At 56.8% G+C, this 17,774-nt stretch carries 14 protein-coding genes; 7 read left to right on the top strand and 7 right to left on the bottom strand.

Annotated elements, in window-relative coordinates:
- The first annotated feature begins 845 nt into the window (after positions 1-845).
- The gene (locus IEX75_RS06275) at positions 846-1,643 is read left to right on the top strand and encodes a class I SAM-dependent methyltransferase (RefSeq protein WP_229720655.1); all 798 of its coding nucleotides are present in this window, start codon (positions 846-848) and stop codon (positions 1,641-1,643) included.
- 199 nt (positions 1,644-1,842) lie between these two features.
- On the opposite strand, the gene IEX75_RS06270 is transcribed toward IEX75_RS06275, so the two are convergent.
- The 6 genes from IEX75_RS06270 to IEX75_RS06245 form a co-directional block, all read right to left on the bottom strand.
- Positions 1,843-2,892 carry an acyltransferase family protein gene (locus tag IEX75_RS06270; protein WP_188793383.1) on the bottom strand — a complete coding sequence of 350 codons (1,050 nt, stop codon included), beginning with the start codon at positions 2,890-2,892 and terminating at the stop codon, positions 1,843-1,845.
- Positions 2,893-3,207: 315 nt separating this feature from the next.
- Positions 3,208-4,152, bottom strand: a complete 945-nt coding sequence (locus IEX75_RS06265) for an electron transfer flavoprotein subunit alpha/FixB family protein (RefSeq protein ID WP_188793382.1) — start codon at positions 4,150-4,152, stop codon at positions 3,208-3,210.
- A 28-nt stretch (positions 4,153-4,180) separates the two neighbouring features.
- Entirely contained in the window at positions 4,181-4,927 is a 747-nt protein-coding gene (locus IEX75_RS06260; RefSeq protein ID WP_188794346.1) for an electron transfer flavoprotein subunit beta/FixA family protein, read from the bottom strand.
- 135 nt (positions 4,928-5,062) lie between these two features.
- The gene (locus tag IEX75_RS06255; RefSeq protein WP_229720654.1) at positions 5,063-5,773 is read right to left on the bottom strand and encodes a class I SAM-dependent methyltransferase; all 711 of its coding nucleotides are present in this window, start codon (positions 5,771-5,773) and stop codon (positions 5,063-5,065) included.
- 49 nt (positions 5,774-5,822) lie between these two features.
- Positions 5,823-7,910, bottom strand: a complete 2,088-nt coding sequence (locus IEX75_RS06250) for a glycosyltransferase (RefSeq protein WP_188793381.1) — start codon at positions 7,908-7,910, stop codon at positions 5,823-5,825.
- Between the two features lie 12 nt (positions 7,911-7,922).
- Positions 7,923-9,524: an electron transfer flavoprotein-ubiquinone oxidoreductase gene (locus IEX75_RS06245; protein WP_188793380.1), complete on the bottom strand. Its 1,602-nt coding sequence runs from the start codon at positions 9,522-9,524 to the stop codon at positions 7,923-7,925.
- 330 nt (positions 9,525-9,854) lie between these two features.
- Here IEX75_RS06245 and IEX75_RS06240 point away from each other — a divergent pair, with 330 nt between their 5' ends.
- From IEX75_RS06240 to IEX75_RS06215, 6 genes are all read left to right on the top strand, one after another.
- Positions 9,855-11,261, top strand: coding sequence for an amidase (locus IEX75_RS06240; protein WP_188793379.1), 1,407 nt, complete (start codon positions 9,855-9,857; stop codon positions 11,259-11,261).
- A complete protein-coding gene (locus tag IEX75_RS06235) occupies positions 11,251-11,886 on the top strand; it encodes an alpha-ketoglutarate-dependent dioxygenase AlkB family protein (RefSeq protein WP_188793378.1) in 636 nt (211 codons plus the stop codon). Before IEX75_RS06240 ends, IEX75_RS06235 begins: the two co-directional genes overlap by 11 nt.
- A gap of 70 nt (positions 11,887-11,956) precedes the next feature.
- Entirely contained in the window at positions 11,957-13,057 is a 1,101-nt protein-coding gene (gene gcvT / locus IEX75_RS06230; protein ID WP_188793377.1) for a glycine cleavage system aminomethyltransferase GcvT, read from the top strand.
- 96 nt (positions 13,058-13,153) lie between these two features.
- Positions 13,154-13,555, top strand: coding sequence for a glycine cleavage system protein GcvH (gene gcvH, locus IEX75_RS06225; RefSeq protein ID WP_188793376.1), 402 nt, complete (start codon positions 13,154-13,156; stop codon positions 13,553-13,555).
- Between the two features lie 575 nt (positions 13,556-14,130).
- A complete protein-coding gene (metJ, locus tag IEX75_RS24295) occupies positions 14,131-14,664 on the top strand; it encodes a met regulon transcriptional regulator MetJ (RefSeq protein WP_188793375.1) in 534 nt (177 codons plus the stop codon).
- Positions 14,665-15,046: 382 nt separating this feature from the next.
- Positions 15,047-16,111 (top strand): energy transducer TonB, encoded by a 1,065-nt coding sequence (locus IEX75_RS06215; protein WP_188793374.1) that lies wholly within the window; start codon positions 15,047-15,049, stop codon positions 16,109-16,111.
- 152 nt (positions 16,112-16,263) lie between these two features.
- Here IEX75_RS06215 and IEX75_RS06210 read toward each other — a convergent pair whose 3' ends face one another.
- Positions 16,264-17,580, bottom strand: a complete 1,317-nt coding sequence (locus tag IEX75_RS06210) for a serine hydrolase domain-containing protein (RefSeq protein ID WP_188793373.1) — start codon at positions 17,578-17,580, stop codon at positions 16,264-16,266.
- Positions 17,581-17,774 lie beyond the last annotated feature (194 nt).

The following is a 17,774-nucleotide window of genomic DNA, read 5'->3' as shown; positions in this document are numbered from 1 at the left end:
TGGTTATCAATTGAAGGGAGTGAGTTTGACGATTACGCCAGCGAGTATCGATCTATGCGAGCATCCAAGTGGTCGAGAAAGCACGGAGGTTGCATGGAATACATTTAGAAGTGAGGTTCAGCATGTTGATATCTGGGTGCAGGATGGGCAAAGTCGCGCCAAAAGGTGGACGACGGGATCGACTAGAGGATCAGCGGTAACCGGTGAATGGGTTGGTAACGACACAACGTTTCGTATGACGGATACCGAAACCGGCAAGACCCTCGCTTTACGGCAGGTTTATCTATCCAAATGTCTGGGTCGGACCTAATAAATGCCTTGAATAATCTCAATATCAATAAAATTGAGATTAGCCAAATACGGTTGCTTTTATAGCACTACCGCTAATGTGGGCTTTCATCTGGTGGAGCCAGTTTTAAAGGATGCATGGTTATTATCCGGGTTTGAGGCACAGAAATCCTTTGCTAAGAAGGTATTTAGCTTGTTGCTAAGCAAGTCAGTGTGACCAAGAGAGTCTTCCCAAGAGATAGGGCTTGCTTCGAAGTATTAAACGGCTATTAAGGTTTTCATCACGGCAAGTGAGCGGTAATGTGTCTTAGCCTAACAAGACGTAGTAGCCTGCCAGAGTTCCAAGGTCTTTATTCGGTTGCGCAAGCCGACAGCAATCCAGTCAAGATGGTTTGCACCAAGCGACTTCGGTGCGCATCGAAGAAGTAAGTATGGAACAGATGACACGCGCTATGTCTACTTATTACAGCGCAAGAGGTCCATCTCGGATGAACGCCTCAATACAGAAATTCTCGCCTGACTTGACCTTAACATCCGTCGGAGGGTATTTCAGGAGGATGACGAGCCAGACTGAGTCGCAGCTGCTGTACCCACTTGAACCTTATATAGATTCGTCTGCGGTGATTGCTTCTGGTGTTCTTGAGGGCATCTGTCCCGTATGCGGGAATCGCACAACATTCGTGGATTTCACTGAAAATCTTCGCGAGTCAGGAGGTTGTTTGTTGTGCGGCTCATCAAATCGCCAGAGGCAAATGGCGTTGATGGTGCGACGCCGCTTCAATCTATCTCCTATTGGCCCGATATGGTTTCCACAAAGCTTTTCGTTTTATAACGTGGAAGCCAATGGGCCTTTGCATAATCGCTTAATGATCAATCCAGGGTATATCTGTTCCGAATACTTCGGCGAAGGACACCCTGGCGGTGAGATCATCAACAAAATTCGGCATGAAGATCTGCAAAAGCTTTCTTTCGAAAGCAAATCACTGGATCTGGTTCTATCTAGTGACGTACTTGAGCATGTGCCGGCGCCGTACGATGCCCATATGGAGGTTTTCAGAGTACTCAAGCCGGGTGGGCGGCACATATTCACCGCTCCGTTCAATCCATTGACCATCGAAGATGATGTTAGGGCAGTTATCGAAAACGGTGAGGTGAAGTACTTGGCCGAAAAGCTATATCACAGCGATCCTGTACGTCCGAGCGAAGGTGTCCTTGTGTGGACAATCTTTGGGGTCGAAATGATACGCAAGCTTGAGACGCTTGGTTTCAAAGTACGCGCCTGGAATCTCTATGAGCCTGAGAGCGGCATCGTGGGAAACTGCAATACGATTTTTGAGGCTGAGAAGCCTGCGTAGAGCCCTCCTATATTCGTAGACGTGTTGTTAGCAGCAATATCTTTTCCTGACTATTCCTTGGCGCCAGTGCCAATCTCAATGTTTAATCAAGTTCCCCAACCGAGAGCATGCTTGCAACGCGGTTATCTTCATCCCATTCACGCTTGCATTTATATAAAGCGACCTAGATAGTTAATGCATGGGTGGTTGGCAGAAGTAACTATGGGGTGTAAACAACTTTTATACCATCTTTTAGTTTGGTATTAATTGACGACACTACCCAATAAGTAGCCGCTCCCATCACGGCGACGGAAATCAGGAAGAATGCATAAAGAACAATTTTTGGCCCGACCACAAACCCAAAAAAATGTCGATACCAGCCAACGAACGGCATATGGATAAGGTATACCTCGAAACTAATTGCCGTAAGTTTTGGCAAGTGCCAGGGCAGCCTACCCAACGCACCCGCCACGCTGAGTGTTCCAAAACCCATCAAAGGGTTGGCCAGCCAAGCGTAGGCGTCATTGGGTACGATAACCACTCCAATCAACAGGCATAGAATACCCAGCGGAATGGTTCGAACCAGCCAATGATCAGCCTGCTCGGGATGCTTGGCGAGCATGACGCCTATGTAGGCGCCAATTACAAAAGACGGGCTCCATGCAAAAGCTGTATAGGCCGCTCGAAACCAGCCCAAATCAAATGGAAGATACCTAGCTCCCATAGATAGGATTAGACACGCGGCGAAGCCCCATGTACTGAACTTATCAACAGTCCAAAAGATCAAAGGGAAGGATAAATACAGTACTAACAGGGAAGGCAAAAACCAAAAATGCGTCGATAACATCGCTTCAGGGGCTTGCGGAAGAAGCAGAATGTCCTTTAGCCAGCCGATCCAGGTCGTTGGTATCACAAATAGGCGATCCCATGTCCCCACTGAATAAGCGATACCCTGATAAGCAAACATCAAAACAATTGCTGACCAGTAGGGAATATATATTCTGGAAGCACGGTCAACATAGAATCGTGCCCACGTCTTACGTTTACGCGTTGCAGATAAGCCTAAGCCTAAGCCGCTGATTGCGAAGAACAGAAAATCGGCGGTCCAACCTAACTGAAATGGCATTGAAAGGATGCCATGCGGTGATTGCAGCATTTGCAGGACGGTCTGCCGCGGTGCGCCAAACTGTAGCCAAAAATGAAAAGAGAGTACGCCTATTACTGCAAGTAATCGGACATTGTCTACCCATTTTAGCTTGTACTTTTCCATTGAGCCTTTCCATTTAAGGCGAAGATACAGTTCAATAAATCGAGATTATTATAGAGCTTAATTTTGATTGTCAGTCGTTGTACGCACATCAGCACCCTGTGGTCTTTTGGAATCTCGTTAAAGCTTGCTGCAGCACCACGACTTATGATCAGCAAGTTGTGTCCATAATGAGCACAGCTTGCTGTCGAGATGTACGTACTAACACTAGGGCAATGTCGCGGGCTGTAGGTTGGATCGACAACCTTTGTGGTGTGTCACAGGTTGACTCTAGTTTTTGACTCGATTTGAATTTCTATGAGCACCGTAGGGATGATATCAGCCTATGGCTTGCTCCAATTCTGGGATCAGCTTGAATAGATCGCCAACTAGGCCGATATCAGCTACTTCAAAGATTGGTGCCTCGGCGTCCTTGTTGATGGCAACGATGGTGCCGGCATCTTTGATGCCGGTCAGGTGCTGAATGGCACCAGAAATACCAATGGCGATGTACAACTCGGGTGCAATGATCTTGCCGGTCTGGCCTACTTGCAACTCGTTAGGCACGTAACCTGCATCCACGGCTGCGCGGGATGCGCCTACTGCGGCGCCAATCTTATCGGCAAATTTATAGATGATTTCGAAGTTCTCCTTCGAGCCCACGCCGCGACCACCGGACACCACCCTGCTAGCGCTTTGCAGATCTGGGCGATCGCTCTTGCCTTGCTTGAGTTCGACAAATCGTGTGTGTGTTGGTAGTGCCACATCCAGATCCAGCGCCTCAATTGGAGCGCTGTTGGCGTTGTCCGCAGCAGTGGGCCAGGAGGCTGTGCGGATGGTGGCCACAACGGTCTGCGAGGGATCGGCCTCCACCGTAATGATGGCGTTGCCGGCATAGATTGGCCGCTTGAAGGTGTGACTCCCCTCGGCACTCATGACGTCGCTGATTTGTGCGACACCCAGTAGAGCGGCCGCGCGCGGTGCAACGTCTTTACCGAAGGTGGTGGAGGGGACGAACACATGACTGTAGTTTGCGGCGGCTTTGGCTATCTGCGGGGCCAGCATGGAAGCCAACGGATGGGCATTTTCCGCACGTTCGACGGTGAATACGCGACTTATGCCCTGAATCTTGGCCGCTTCTTTGGCAATGGCATCCACTTTGTCGCTTAACACCAGTACGTCGATGGTCTCGGCTTTGATGGCGGTCGCTGCGCTTACAGCGCGTGCAGTGGAAGGATTCAGCTTGCCGTTCAGGTGCTCGGCGATAACCAGGATCTTGCTCATGGATGTTTCCTTAGGTCTGGCCCGCTGCTTACAGCAGCCCTTTTTGCTTGAGGACGGACACCAACTCGCTGGCGTCTTTCACCATGACGCCCTTGCTGCGTTTTCCAGGTGCGGTGTAATGGGTGGTCTTCAACTGGTCGTGTGCATCGACGCTCAATGACGCGAGTTCGATGGTGTCGATGGGCTTGGACTTGGCCTTCATGATGTCTGGCAGCTTGATAAAGCGTGGTTCATTCAAGCGTAGGTCGGTAGTGATGACGGCGGGCAGGTCGGCTTGGAGGACTTCCAGGCCAGCATCAACTTCCCGCGTTACTGTCACCTTTCCGTCGGCAATTTCAATCTTGCTGGCGAAAGTGGCCTGTGGGCGGTCCCATAGGGCAGCCAACATCTGGCCGGTCTGGTTGGCGTCATCGTCGATGGCCTGCTTGCCCATGATCACAAGGCCTGGCAATTCCTTTTCGATCAGCTTGAGGAGCACGCGTGCTGCCGTCAGAGGCTGCACGATATCTGACGTGACCACGTGAATGGCACGGTTGGCCCCCATCGCCAAGCCATTACGCAAGTGCGCGGTCAAATCGGCAGGACCAATGCCAACCACCACTACTTCTTCTGCCACACCTTTTTCACGCAATCGCAGTGCTTCTTCTAAGGCGATGTCATCAAAAGGGTTGGCGGAGAGTTTTACGCCATCGGTCACCACTCCGGTGCCATCTGGCTTGACCTGGATACGGACGTTGTAATCCACCACTCGCTTGTACCCAACGAGAATCTTCATTTCGATGCCTTTAGCCATGCACCCACGAGGGCGGGATAGGATATGAAAGAACCCATTCTAGCCTATGCTCCATCCGCATACGAATGGTTAATCTGTTAATGGCGGGTCTCGGTCTGGACTGATCTATGATCTCAGTCAGCGTGTTGTCCAACCATTCCTTGCCAGCATGGCAGTGGCTGCTGGGTAACTAACTGTGTGAATGGTGACATCCGTGAATCCAGCGCGCATTGCATAAGTCCATGCGTCCGCGCCGAATTCAGTGCGTACCACCAAGTCATCGGTAGCTGTACCTGGGTTGCCGTGATAACTCATCGGTAAACCCGTGCGGTCTCTGGACATCCGCCCAACAATAGTGGGGACAGTAAAGCAGAGCGCTCCTTCTGGCTTGAGTACTCGTCGGCATTCAGATAGAGCGTGGATGGGATTAAATACGTGTTCGAGCGTGTCAGAATGGATAACCATGTCGAAAGTACCATCTGCGTAGGGAATGGCATGCATATCGACTGCTGGGTATGCACCAAAGACATAGTGCTCAAACTGCTTCAGGAACGGCGTCAAATTTCCGGCTTCGTTAATTTCAAGAATAGAAATTTCGCGACTTGCAATGCTGCGCACCGCGTCTTGAAGAACTTCGGTAGTGCCAAGATAAGCACGTATGGCATTTGCAAGCGCAATGGATCTCAAATTTGAACCACAGCTGTCGCAGATTTCGCCCTGCTGTCGCTCGACGTATTCTGCCTCTTCGCGTGATATTTGCCATTCATCGATAAGCGAAGTCCAAAGGACTTTAAGGCTGGTAAATGTAGTACCGCCGCAAACACCGCACTCCATTGTTTTCTCCTGCACTATCAATTGCTGTGTAAGTGTTAGCTATTTGCTGAAGTAGCCAAAGAACTTAGATGAGCAATGCCCGGCGAAGGGTTTCTCGAGCAACCTCGAAGGAAAAGTGCTCGCGAATATTGCGTAGCCCGCCCTCGGATAGCCGATACCAAAGCTCACGGTTTTCATATAGATGAAGCACGGCTTCGGCAAAACCTTCCGCGTCATCTGCGAGTAGGGCATTGTCGCCATTTCGCAGCCACATTCCCTCGGCTGCCATCGATGTGGCAACCACAGGCAAGCCGTGGCTCATTGCGGTGTTGACTTTGCCTTTAACTCCTGCGCCATAGCGTAACGGCGCGAGTGAAATACGGCTTTGGTCCAGCCATGGTGCGAGATCTTCCACGCGTCCGTGGATAACGACACCATCGCCTTGCAATGAAGTGCGGGCGGACTTCGGTATATCACCAATTAGATGCAAATCGATATCTGGCCGTCGTGCTCGGATGATCGGGTAAATGTCGTTGGTCAGCCATTGCACCGCATCGACGTTTGGTGGATGTCCGAAGCCACCTACAAAAACTAGGCCAGCGCGTTGCTCGAATTCAAGCTTGCGGCCATGCACCGGATGCATGTTTGGTAACAGCATGACGTTGGCATCGGGCAGCTCTTGCTTAAGCAAGTCAAGTTCCGCGGCACTTACCACGAAAGTGGCATGGCTTGCGCGCATCAGCGCAAATTCCTGCTGCTGAGAGGCCATTGCTTGACGGCTCAAGCTTGCATTTCCGGTGTGTTCCGCCGCGCGCCGTTCGCGCAAGAAATGCAGATCTTCGGTGTCAAAAATAATCCGAGCCTTAGGGGCCAATTCCTTTATTAGAGACATATTTGGGGCGGCAACGTAATGCCGGCATAGCATCACCGCCTTTAAATTATCATTCTCGCGCTTTAGCCAACTTACCAAGGAGGGTGACCATGGCTTGCATAGTACTTCCACCCCGATCGCGCCCAGGATGTGGACATCCCGTGGGGTAGCAGTGCGATTGTCGGCCATGAAGGTCACGCGCCACCCCATCTGCCTGAGAAGACGCATGATGTTGAACACTTGAAGTGACCCGGCGTCCCGAGTGGGATCGGGCATGAGTGCATCGACAATGAGGATATGTTGTTTTTGATGGTGATGTATTGCTTTGTCGACGGGAACATCTGGAGCTGGCTGCTTTTGCAGCATGGTGCTCCATTTGGCGACGAACTTTTCGCGATTGATCCGTTGATATTGCTTGATACCGGTGAAAACGTCGGTTCCTGAGCTGATGCCTTCGCAATGTACAATTACACTGGCGGGTTCGTAGATCACACGTCGACTGCGTGCTCTTACTGCAAAAGCGAGATCCATGTCTTCGCAATACGCCGGCGCATAGCGTAAATCGAAGCCACCGACCTCCATGAATAGAGTTTTTTCAATGAGAAGTGCTGCGCCGGAGACATAGTCAACGTCACGACGATAGAGGTAATGCGGATCGTTGCGTTTTTCGAAGCGCCCGACGTTCCAAGCTGCAGCATTGGAATAGACGAGTGCGCCAGCTTCTTGCAAGCGACCGTCCGGGTAAATCAATTGGCTTCCTACGATCCCGCAATCTGGTTCTTCAACATACGTCTCTAGTAGCGCGTCCAACCATCCGGGGGTAACCTGCGTATCGTTATTGAGGAACAATAGGAAGGGTGCACGTGCGATTTCGGCTCCCGCATTGCAACTTCCAATGAAGCCGAGGTTGGCTTGGTTTTGTAGAAGCCGAATGCCACGGATCTGCGATAGCTTTACGGCGGTATCATCGGGTGAAGTGTCGTCCACCACGATGATTTCGAACGAGGTGCGTGCGCCGTGGCGTCGGATTGATCGCAGGCAAGCTACGGTCCAAGCACATTTGCCATGCACCGGAATGATGACGGAAACCTGTGGCGACTCGCTGGTCGGAATCTCGAAGGGGCTGAATGGGATGTCTAGCCGCTCTAGCTTAAGAGAGCTTTCTTCGGTCGGGCGCGTTTGGAGTTCTTGTGTGATGCGCACCCAGGTTTTGCGCAAGCCCCGTTGGGTCAAGCTGCCTTGAACGCGCTGAAGCAAATAGCGTAAGCGCTTCGCGCGCCATTGCAGAGTATTAAGTGACATCGAGAAATTACTTTACAGATTCTGATAATTCGGTCCGGACCCGCCTTCCGGCGGCACCCAGTTGATGATTTGATACGGATCCTTGATATCGCACGTCTTGCAATGCACACAGTTGGCGGCATTGATCTGCAAGCGCTTGCCCGCTTCGTCATTGACGATCTCATAGACGTTCGCAGGACAGAAGCGGGTACAGGGGTTGCCGTATTCCTGCGCGCATTTCGTCACGCAAACCGACGTATCGGCGACGTGCAAATGCACGGGCTGATCTTCGTCATGCTCGGTGGCGGCGAAGTAAACGCCGGCCAGGCGATCGCGGGGTGGTAGTTCGCGTTGTACGTAGTCGCGCTTGGGTTCTTCGTACTGGCCGAGTTTGTGCAGGGAGTTCCAGTCGGGTTTGTTTTGCAGCGTCCAGGGTGACTTGCCGCCCGTTACGGTTTCCCAACCGGCGTTGAGCATGCCGAACCACAAGCCTTTCTTGAAGCCAGGCTTGATGTTGCGCACTTTTTTCAGCTCTGCCATCACTTCTGAGCCGCGCAGCTTCGCATCGAAACCGGTTGGTTTGAGATCACTAGCGGCGAGGTGTTCGGCGGCGAGCATGCCGCTCTTGATCGCCTGGTGTGTACCTTTGATCTTGGGCACGTTCAGCAGGCCGGCGGTGTCGCCGATCAGCAGGGCGCCGGGCATCTCTACCTTGGGCAGCGACTGGTAACCGCCGGTGACGATGGCGCGCGCACCCGCCGACAGGATGCTGCCGCCCTCCAGCAGTGGCTTGATCATGGGGTGGTTCTTCCATTGCTGGAAGGCTTCCCACGGCTGGTAGTTGGGGTCCTTGTAATCGAGTCCGCTGACGTAGCCGAGCGCGATGCGGTCTTTGTCGAGGTGATAGAGGAAGGCGCCACCGTAAGTGCGAGTGTCGGCCGGCCAGCCGAAGCTGTGGAAGATTTTGCCGGGCGTGACGCGTCCGGACGGCACCTGCCACAGCTCCTTGATGCCGATCGAATAGCCTTGCGGATCGCTGTTCTGGTCCAGCTTGAAACGCTTGATGAGCTGCTTGGTGAGGCTGCCGCGTGCGCCTTCAGCGAGCACGGTGACCTTGGCTTTGATGTCGATGCCTTGCGTGTAGCCGGGTTTGTGCGAGCCATCCTTCGCCACGCCCATGTCGCCGATGCGCACGCCAGCTACGGAACCATCCGCGTCATAGATAGTGTCGGCGGCGGCGAAGCCGGGGAACACGTCCACGCCCAGCGATTCGGCTTGCGGGGCGAGCCACGCGCACAGGGCGCCGAGCGAGACGATGAAGTTGCCGTGATTGTTCAAGGTCTGCGGTACCGGCAGTTTGCGGCCGCCGGTCTTGTTGAGCAGCCAGAACTCATCTTCGGTGGCAGGCACGCAGATCGGCGGCGGATTGTCACGCCAACCGGGCAGCAGGGCATCCAGCGGCTGCGGTTCGATCACGGCGCCAGAAAGGATCTGCGCGCCGATGGTCGATGCCTTCTCAATCACGCATACCGTCACGTCCGGCTTGAGCTGCTTGAGGCGAATGGCGAACGAGAGCCCCGCCGGCCCTGCGCCGACGACGATCACGTCGTATTCCATCGTCTCGCGTTCGGTCATGAGGTTGGGCTCCGTCGGTGGCCAGGGGTTGATGAGGGGTGAGCTGCTGCGGGTGTCCGCATGTAGTTACCGCGGCGGCTGGGACGGTATTCTCCGGGTTCGCCTGCTGCGCGGCAAACCGGTGGCTAGGAGCCTGTCGGACTTGAGTGGTCGAGGCGAAAATTCGACTGCGCGAGGACAGATTTTCGGCGGTTCGCAGGCCCATAGTGGTTCTATGGGTCAAGAACCGACGAAAATATGGACCGCGCAGGCGAGTTTGCAGCCCGGCCAGCTCAGGTCCGGCAGGCTCCTCGATGAGCCTGACTGGATGTCCCCGCCACCGGAGTGTGCATGAGTTCTCTTCCACCGATCGCCGATATCGACCTTCGCCGCGCCACGCTATGCCAGATCCTGCACTGGCTGGCATCCGGCCGGGTACAGCCGAGCCGGCTGGCAGCGGTTTATCTCGATGCAATCGACCGCATCAATCCGCGACTCAACGCCTATGTCGGCCTGAGCCCGGCATTGATGTTGGAGCAAGCACAGGGCGCCGAACGTCGCCGGCGCGGCGGCGTGATCGGGCGGCTGGATGGTGTCCCCATCGCACTGAAGGACAACTTTGATATTGCGGGCTGGGCCACGCGCTCCGGCCTTCCAGGTCCCGGGCGGTCGGCCGAGCACGATGCGCATGTCGTGGGGCGGTTACGCGCATCGGGCGCGGTGCTGATCGGCAAGACCAATATGGATGAGGGCGCGCTGGGCGCGGTCACCAACAATCCGCATTTTGGTCCGACGCACAACCCGCACCGTCATGGTTATACAGCGGGCGGTTCGTCGGGTGGTGCCGCAGCGGCCGTCGCAGCGGGCTTGGCGGTGGCAGCCATCGGTTCGGATAGCCTGGGTTCGATTCGCATTCCTGCCAGCTATTGCGGCGTGTTTGCGTTGAAGCCGACGCAGGGCGAGATTTCCGCGCGCGGCATGACACCGGCAGCGCGCCGGCTCGATACGGTGGGCTTGCTTGCACGCGGTGTCGACGATCTCACCGTGCTGCTGCAAGTGCTGGCCGGCTACGATGCGGAAGATCCACGTTCGCGCCATCGGCGCGTGGCCTTGTCGCCGCCCGACTGGGAGCCAGGCAAGTTGCGCTGTGGCGTGCTGCCCAACTTGCCGGTGCTAGGCGTGCAGCAAGATGTGCTGGACGTCTTCGAAGCAGCACTTGCCAAACTTAATGGCGAATTGGGCGAACGCCGCATCGTGGATTTTGAAGACTGGCACTTCCCACGCTCGCGTCGTGCCGGCTTTTTGTTGATGGAGGCAGAAATGCTCGGCACTTTCGCCGCGCAACTTGCCGATACCGAACATCCCGTCTCACCGCAGTTCCACCGCCTGCTCGATTACGCGACGCGCAAGACCGCGGCTGATTATGCCGAGGCCGACCGCGTGCTCGATGCCGCGGCGCTCAAGATGCGCCGACTCTTCGCGCAAATTGACGTGCTGGTCACGCCTACTACGCCGCAGGGAGCCTTCCCGCTGGATGGCCCGGTGCCGGACACGCAAGGCGATCTCACCAGCTTCGCCAATCTCGCCGGTTGCCCGGCGGTGAGCATTCCCATGGGCACGCTGCCGAACGGTTTGCCGATCGGCATGCAACTAGTCGGTGCGCGCGGTTCGGATCTGCGCCTGCTCGAGTTGGCGGCGGTGTGGTCCGCCACGCTGGATGCGGCACCCGAATATCCGGTTGGGTGTGATGATCTCTGAGCTTATTGGCGGTGGCTGGCAACATCTGCCATTGCAGGATGCCGATGTGCTTTACGCGCCATCCTGGCTTTCCCGCGAAGAGGCGGATGAGCTGCTCGCTCGTCTGCTCCAAGAAATCCCTTGGGAGCGCCATCGCCTGAACATGTTCGGGCGCGAGGTAGATTCGCCACGGTTGAGTTGCTGGATCGGCGATTCGGGTGCTACCTACGTGTATTCGCGCAGCCGTTTCGAACCAAAGTCATGGACGGCATCGCTGCTTGCGCTGCGCGAGCGTGTCGAATGTTCTTGCCAGGCACGCTTCAATAGCGTGCTCGCCAATCTGTACCGTGACGGTCAGGATTCCATGGGTTGGCATAGCGATGACGAACCGGAGCTCGGCGCCCAGCCTGTCATCGCTTCAGTGAGCCTGGGTGCGGATCGCCGTTTTCGTTTCCGCCGCCGCGTGCCGCGTGGAACACCTGCAGCACATCCCGTCAACATCACACTCGCGCATGGCAGCCTGTTGTGCATGGCTGGCGATACTCAGCGTCGATATCAGCACGATTTGCCAAAGAGCGCCGGCCTATTGGCACCACGCATCAACCTGACATTCCGCCTGATCGATACCGCGCACCACCTGCCATGACGCCCTGCAACTTGGATTAGCGCGGAGCGGTGGGGATAATGTGCGGTCTCCCCACCCTGGCAGGCCCGCAATGACCCAGAAGACCGTCCTCAATGCACTCCATCGCGAGCTCGGCGCGCGCATGGTCGATTTCGGCGGCTGGGATATGCCGATCAGTTACGGGTCGCAGATCGAAGAACACCACGCCGTGCGTCGCGACGCCGGCATGTTCGATGTGTCGCACATGACCGTGGTCGATCTGCATGGCGCCCGCACGCGCGAATTCCTGCGTCACCTGCTGGCCAACAGCGTCGACAAGCTGAAGGTGCAGGGCAAGGCGCTGTACAGCTGCATGCTCAACGAGCAGGGCGGGGTGATCGACGACCTGATCGTGTATCTGTTGGGTGACGAACACTTCCGCCTGGTGGTCAACGCCGCCACGCGCGACAAGGATCTGGCCTGGATCGAACGGCAGGCAAAAGAGTTCGACGTTGCCGTGAAAGAACGCCCCGATTTCGCGATGATCGCCGTGCAAGGCCCCAATGCACGTGCCAAGGTGCTCGGCCTGCTGCACGAGGTGGATCGCCCGCGCATCGAAAAGCTTGGCCGTTTCGCCGCTGCCGCGGCGCAAGGTCCGCACGGGATGCCGCTATTCATTGCGCGCACCGGTTATACCGGCGAGGACGGTTTCGAGATCTTGTTGCCGGAAGAACACGCCGTGGTTTTGTGGAAGGCATTAGCTGAAGTGGGTGTCGCTGCCTGCGGCTTGGGTGCGCGCGATACCCTGCGCTTGGAAGCCGGCATGAACCTCTACGGCCAGGACATGGACGAAAACGTCACGCCATGGGAAGCCGGTCTGGCCTGGACCCTTTCGCTGGATGAAGGTCGCGACTTCATCGGCCGCAAGGCACTGGAAGCACAGAAGGGCGCCGGTGTGCCGCGTGCGATGGTCGGCCTGGTGATGGATGAAAAAGGCGTGCTGCGCCACGGCCAGAAAGTGCTGACGCCGCAAGGTGAAGGGGAAATCCTTTCCGGCAGCTTCGCACCCACCTTGAACAAGTCAGTGGCGTTTGCGCGCATTCCTGCGGGCGTCACCGGCAACGTGCGGGTCGATATCCGTGGCCGTGAAGTACCGGTGCGCGTGGTGAAATTCCCGTTCGTGCGCGACGGTAAAGCCTGCGAAGGCATCTGAGCGTCGCGGTGGGAGATGTCCCATTCCTGCAACGTCAGCAGTTAGAATCCGCACTTCCAACAACCCCCTCATCGAAATCAATCACTGGACCTGACCATGAGCGCGAGCGAAATTCCCGGCGATCTGAAATTTCTCAAGTCCCACGAGTGGGCCCGTGTCGAAGAGAACGGGTTGATCCGCGTGGGCATCTCCAACCACGCGCAGGAGCAACTCGGCGACCTGGTTTACGTCGAATTGCCGGAGGTCGGCGCACAGGTGCAGGCCGGCAGTGGCGCGGCGACGGTGGAGTCGGTGAAAGCCGCCTCCGACATCTATTCACCGGTGTCCGGTGAAGTCGTCGAAGTGAACGATGCCCTTGCCGACAAGCCCGAAACCATCAACGAAGACGCTTACGGCGAGGGCTGGTTGTTCGTGGTGAAGGCCAGCGACCGTGGCGAGTTGGATGAGCTGCTCGACGCCGACGCCTACGCCGAACTGATCGAGAACGAAGATCACTGACACGCGATCGGCTCGATATGAGGAACGGCCGCCTAGGCGGCCGTTCTCATGTCAGCGGTATGTGTAGCCACCGCCGCAAGAGCGCGGCGTGCGATGTGAAGAAGATGCATGGTGGACGTTGCGACGGACTGAGTGAGCACTCATCGCATGTATGCGATGGCAGGTCGCGATGGAGTGCTTCGAGGGTGTTGGGGATGTTCCGGATCGTTTCCGGCACCGACTCGGGCGCCTCCCAGTCTAAATTCGTTCATGCTCCCGGATCGCCCTTTCGGGCAGTCGGAACGGCGCGTTGCATCGCATGGCTGCACAGCTTGCATGGGCACCATGCGTGTATCAGCGCCAATGAGAAAAATCACATTTTTAGCTTGTTTTTGGCCCTTTTCTAAAAACGCGCGAAGCGAATTCCTTGAATGTTTGGACGGCTGATTACATTGCATTAGGTCATCGAAATACCATCCTCCCGACCGCGTGGTCGACAGGTCGCGGAGGCGAAGGGATTGATTTCATGGCAAAAATCAATTGACAGTTGAAATGTTCAGGAATAGCTTTCGCACCATAAACGGGGAACGTTTCCAATGGTGGCATCGAAATTCATTAAGCCCTACGTAGATCACGGTGAAAAAGCCGGCGCGGTGAGAAAGATCACTGTTTCGATTCCAATGCACGTATTGCGACTGTTGTCGGATCTCCGTACTTACCGACAGGTCAACAATTTGAGGCACGCCACGAACAGCGATTTGCTGGTCGAGGCGTTCCTCCACGCTTTTACTGGGCAACCACTGCCAACTGATGAGGAGCTAAGACGTACTATGGCCACTGCCAAGAAAACTGCACGTAAGTCGGCGAAGAAAGCCGCCAAGAAAACCACTCGTAAAGCTGCAGCCAAGCGGCCGGTCGCCAAGAAGGCCACCGCCAAGAAGCGCACCGCGCGCAAGACCGCCAAGAAGGCGGGTGCCAAGCGCGTAGGCGCGAAGAAGGCAACTGCCAAGCGCGTTGCCAAGAAAGCTGCCAAGAAGGCAACCCGTAAGCGCACTGCCAAGAAGGCAGCCGCTGCCAAAGTCATGAAGGCCACGAAGGCCGCCAAGGCCCCCAAGGCCAGCAAGAAGTAAGCACAACAACTAGACGTTGCACTCGATTTGTCTCCCTGCGGTGCCCAGCGCAGGGAGGTAGTTCGAAAGCGTTTCGTCCCGGCCTCGTGCCGGGACGCTTCATTTTGGGGTCCCGCATTTTCGACAATGAGATGAGCGTGTTCTCGACCCAGCACGTTCTCGACCCTTCGAAAATGACATGGACAGGGCTTGCGGGTTGTCCCGGCAATCCCCCGCTGTCCATACAGCCCGCCTCGCGGGTGTTCGTGACATGCCCCACATTTGCTGTGTCGACCCAATCGCGATACCTTTGGTCCATCCGCGCCGCGGCGACTTGGGGAGCCGCTCCTGGATAACAGGGGGGAAGCGCGGGTATCTAATGCCACTGCAGTAGTGAAAGATCATGGATACCCGAAACAGTCGTCATGCGCGCTCGCTTGCGCGCGGGGCTATCAAGCCCGTCATCATCGCGATACTTGCCGTCGTTGCAGGTCTCGCTGTCGTGTCCTGGTTCCTCATCATCAAGCCTCATGAAGACTTGTTGACCGCGGACTCAGGCGGGCACCCATCCACACCGGTCAACCTTGGCCAGCAACAGGCCGCGGCGCCGCCGGTGAACGTGGATGCATTGAGCATCAACGATCTCTTGTCGGAAGCGCGCAAGGCGATGAACCAGCAGCGCGTCATCGCGCCGGCTGGCAACAACGCTTTCGAGTTCTACCTCAAGGTGTTGCAGAAGCAGCCCGGCAACCAGGTGGCGGCGGATGCCCTGCGCGAAACGTTCCCGTTTGCCGCCAGCAACGTCGAGCAGGTCATCAACCAGCGCGAGTTCGACGAAGCCGAGCGCGAGATCAACCTGCTGGCCAAGGTCGACCCCACCAACTACACGCTGACCATTCTGCGTTCCAAGCTGGATGCCCAGCGCAAGACGCTCGACCAGGAACAGCAGAAACAGCTCGACCAGCAGCACCAGGCCGAGTTGGCGGCACAGAAGGCGGCAGTCGACAAAGCTACGGCGGACAAGGCGCTCGCTGATAAGGCGGCGGCCGACAAGGCGGCGCAACAGCAGGCGGCGCTGGCGGCCCAGCAGCAGAAGGTCAAGCAAGAACAGGCCACGCAGACGCAGACGAGCGCGGCCACACCAAACAGCCAGGTGGCCAGCGCGAATGCGTCGGCTGGCGGCGGCGAGACGCGCGACGCTATCCCGATCTCCTCCATCCGTCCGCGCTATCCTGCCACGGCGCTGCGCAACAACCAGGAAGGTTGGGTGGATGTGCAATACACGGTCAACACAGACGGCAGCGTCAGCAACATCACGGTAGTCAGCGCTGAGCCGCGGCACGTGTTCGACAACGCCGCCATCGATGCATTGCGTCGTGCCAAGTTCTCGCCGGCGATGCGCGACGGAGCGGCGATCGCCTCGCAGCAGCAGAAGCGCATCGAGTTCAAGCTCAGCGCTTCGCAGTGATGTTTCAGGTTTTCTAGCCAGGAACCTTTACCTGGTTAGAAACTTCCTGGCCGTCATTCCCGCGACAGCGGGATGACGGCTCGGTGAGTGATTGCAGACTCCAAGGTACGAGTCTGTCGCGTCGCTTCTCAATGGGGAAAGGGGGGAACCCTTTACCCGCGACGGCGAGATTTATGCCGCGTTTTTGCCGGTGCCGACCGATTCGCCGGGGGATCGCTTTCCACCCCGGCCCAATCCACGTGTGGCAAGCCGAGCATCGCGTCGAACACCATCGGCATCAGGTCGGTGCCCACCGAGCCTGGCGAGTTCCACATCGACACCATGCCGACGTGGTATTTCGGGAAGAACGCGATCATCGTGCGATAGCCTTCGACCGCGCCCGCGTGAAAGATCATCGTTTCACCCGCGTAGGTAAACACGCGCCAGCCCAGGCCATAGCTTGCCGAAGTCACGCGAGCGCGGCGCCATGGCGTGTCGCGCATTTCGGTAGGTGTCGGCACGCCGGGTGCGTGCAACGCATCCAGCAGCGGCTGCGGCAATACGTCAGGACGTCCGCCCATCTGCGCGATCAGCCATAGCTCCATGTCGCGCAGGCTGGCATTGACACCGGCGGCCGGGGCCACGCGGTAATAGGCTTCCTTCGGCTCGAACGACTCCCATGCATGCGCGCCATGCGGGCGGTGCGGATGCGCCCAGCTCTTGCTGCTTTCCAGCTCGTCGCGACCGTAGCTTGCCGTGGTCATGCCCAGCGGAAAGAAGAGGCGCTTGTCGACCTGGTGATAGAAGAAGTCGCCCGTTTCGGCATAGATCAGATCGCCGATCAGGCTAAAGGCAACGTTCTGGTAGCCGTAGCATTCACCCACGTTGCAGGTCAGCGTCACCTCGTCGAGCTTGCGCACCAGTTCCTCATAGGGAACGTTGTCTTCCAGCATCTGATCGTAGGTGTTGTGCGGCAGCCCCAGGCGTTGCCCGAGAATATCCCGCACCGTGGCGGCACCGGAGGCCTGCGCATCCTTCAACTGAAAGAACGGTAGTGCTTCAGCGAGCTTGGTATCCCAGCCGAAACGGCCATCGTCGATGAGTAGGCCGGTGATTGCCGTCGCGAATGCCTTGGACAGCGATGCAAGGCGGAATACGGTGGTGGGTGTGACCGGTTCCTGCGTGGCGACGTCTGCGTAACCGATCGTACGTTCAAAGGCCACCTTGTTGTCCACCACCACCGCGGTAGCAAGGCCGGCTACTTCATTGCGTTGCGCCACCACGTCCAACCAATGCGAATACGCATCCAGGGCTGCCTTGATACGTTCAGGCGGAAGCGTGACGCTCAGACCGGTAGCATCTTGGCGCGGCGGACGAATATCAGGCGTGGACGTCGTGTTCGTCGACGCTCGCGTAGCGGAAGCGGGGAGCCAGGTGGCGGCGATGCCGAGCAAACCGGCGATCAGCAGGGGAAGCTTACGAAACTGCATGCTACTCGCTTCTTGCGGGCGTGCTGCCACGCCTCGGGTCATGGGCTGGTGGAATCGTCCATGGATGAGTGCCGAATTGTCCTGTACTTCGGACAGGGTCACAACGGCATGCTGCGGCAACCCTCCTTATCTGTTGCACTGCATCGGGATCGCATGGACCTGCGAAGCCAGATGAATGGTCCGCCCATCGGTCG

This window comes from Dyella nitratireducens (genome assembly GCF_014642835.1).
Lineage (GTDB): Bacteria > Pseudomonadota > Gammaproteobacteria > Xanthomonadales > Rhodanobacteraceae > Dyella_B > Dyella_B nitratireducens.
This window is presented reverse-complemented; position numbering and strand designations above follow the sequence as displayed.

Coding starts and splice junctions, on each gene's coding strand:
- IEX75_RS06275 (WP_229720655.1), top strand. CDS start 846: ATGACGAGCCAGACTGAGTCGCAGCTGCTGTACCCACTTGAACCTTAT.
- IEX75_RS06270 (WP_188793383.1), bottom strand. CDS start 2,892: ATGGAAAAGTACAAGCTAAAATGGGTAGACAATGTCCGATTACTTGCA.
- IEX75_RS06265 (WP_188793382.1), bottom strand. CDS start 4,152: ATGAGCAAGATCCTGGTTATCGCCGAGCACCTGAACGGCAAGCTGAAT.
- IEX75_RS06260 (WP_188794346.1), bottom strand. CDS start 4,927: ATGAAGATTCTCGTTGGGTACAAGCGAGTGGTGGATTACAACGTCCGT.
- IEX75_RS06250 (WP_188793381.1), bottom strand. CDS start 7,910: ATGTCACTTAATACTCTGCAATGGCGCGCGAAGCGCTTACGCTATTTG.
- IEX75_RS06245 (WP_188793380.1), bottom strand. CDS start 9,524: ATGACCGAACGCGAGACGATGGAATACGACGTGATCGTCGTCGGCGCA.
- IEX75_RS06240 (WP_188793379.1), top strand. CDS start 9,855: ATGAGTTCTCTTCCACCGATCGCCGATATCGACCTTCGCCGCGCCACG.
- IEX75_RS06235 (WP_188793378.1), top strand. CDS start 11,251: ATGATCTCTGAGCTTATTGGCGGTGGCTGGCAACATCTGCCATTGCAG.
- gcvT (WP_188793377.1), top strand. CDS start 11,957: ATGACCCAGAAGACCGTCCTCAATGCACTCCATCGCGAGCTCGGCGCG.
- gcvH (WP_188793376.1), top strand. CDS start 13,154: ATGAGCGCGAGCGAAATTCCCGGCGATCTGAAATTTCTCAAGTCCCAC.
- metJ (WP_188793375.1), top strand. CDS start 14,131: ATGGTGGCATCGAAATTCATTAAGCCCTACGTAGATCACGGTGAAAAA.
- IEX75_RS06215 (WP_188793374.1), top strand. CDS start 15,047: ATGGATACCCGAAACAGTCGTCATGCGCGCTCGCTTGCGCGCGGGGCT.
- IEX75_RS06210 (WP_188793373.1), bottom strand. CDS start 17,580: ATGCAGTTTCGTAAGCTTCCCCTGCTGATCGCCGGTTTGCTCGGCATC.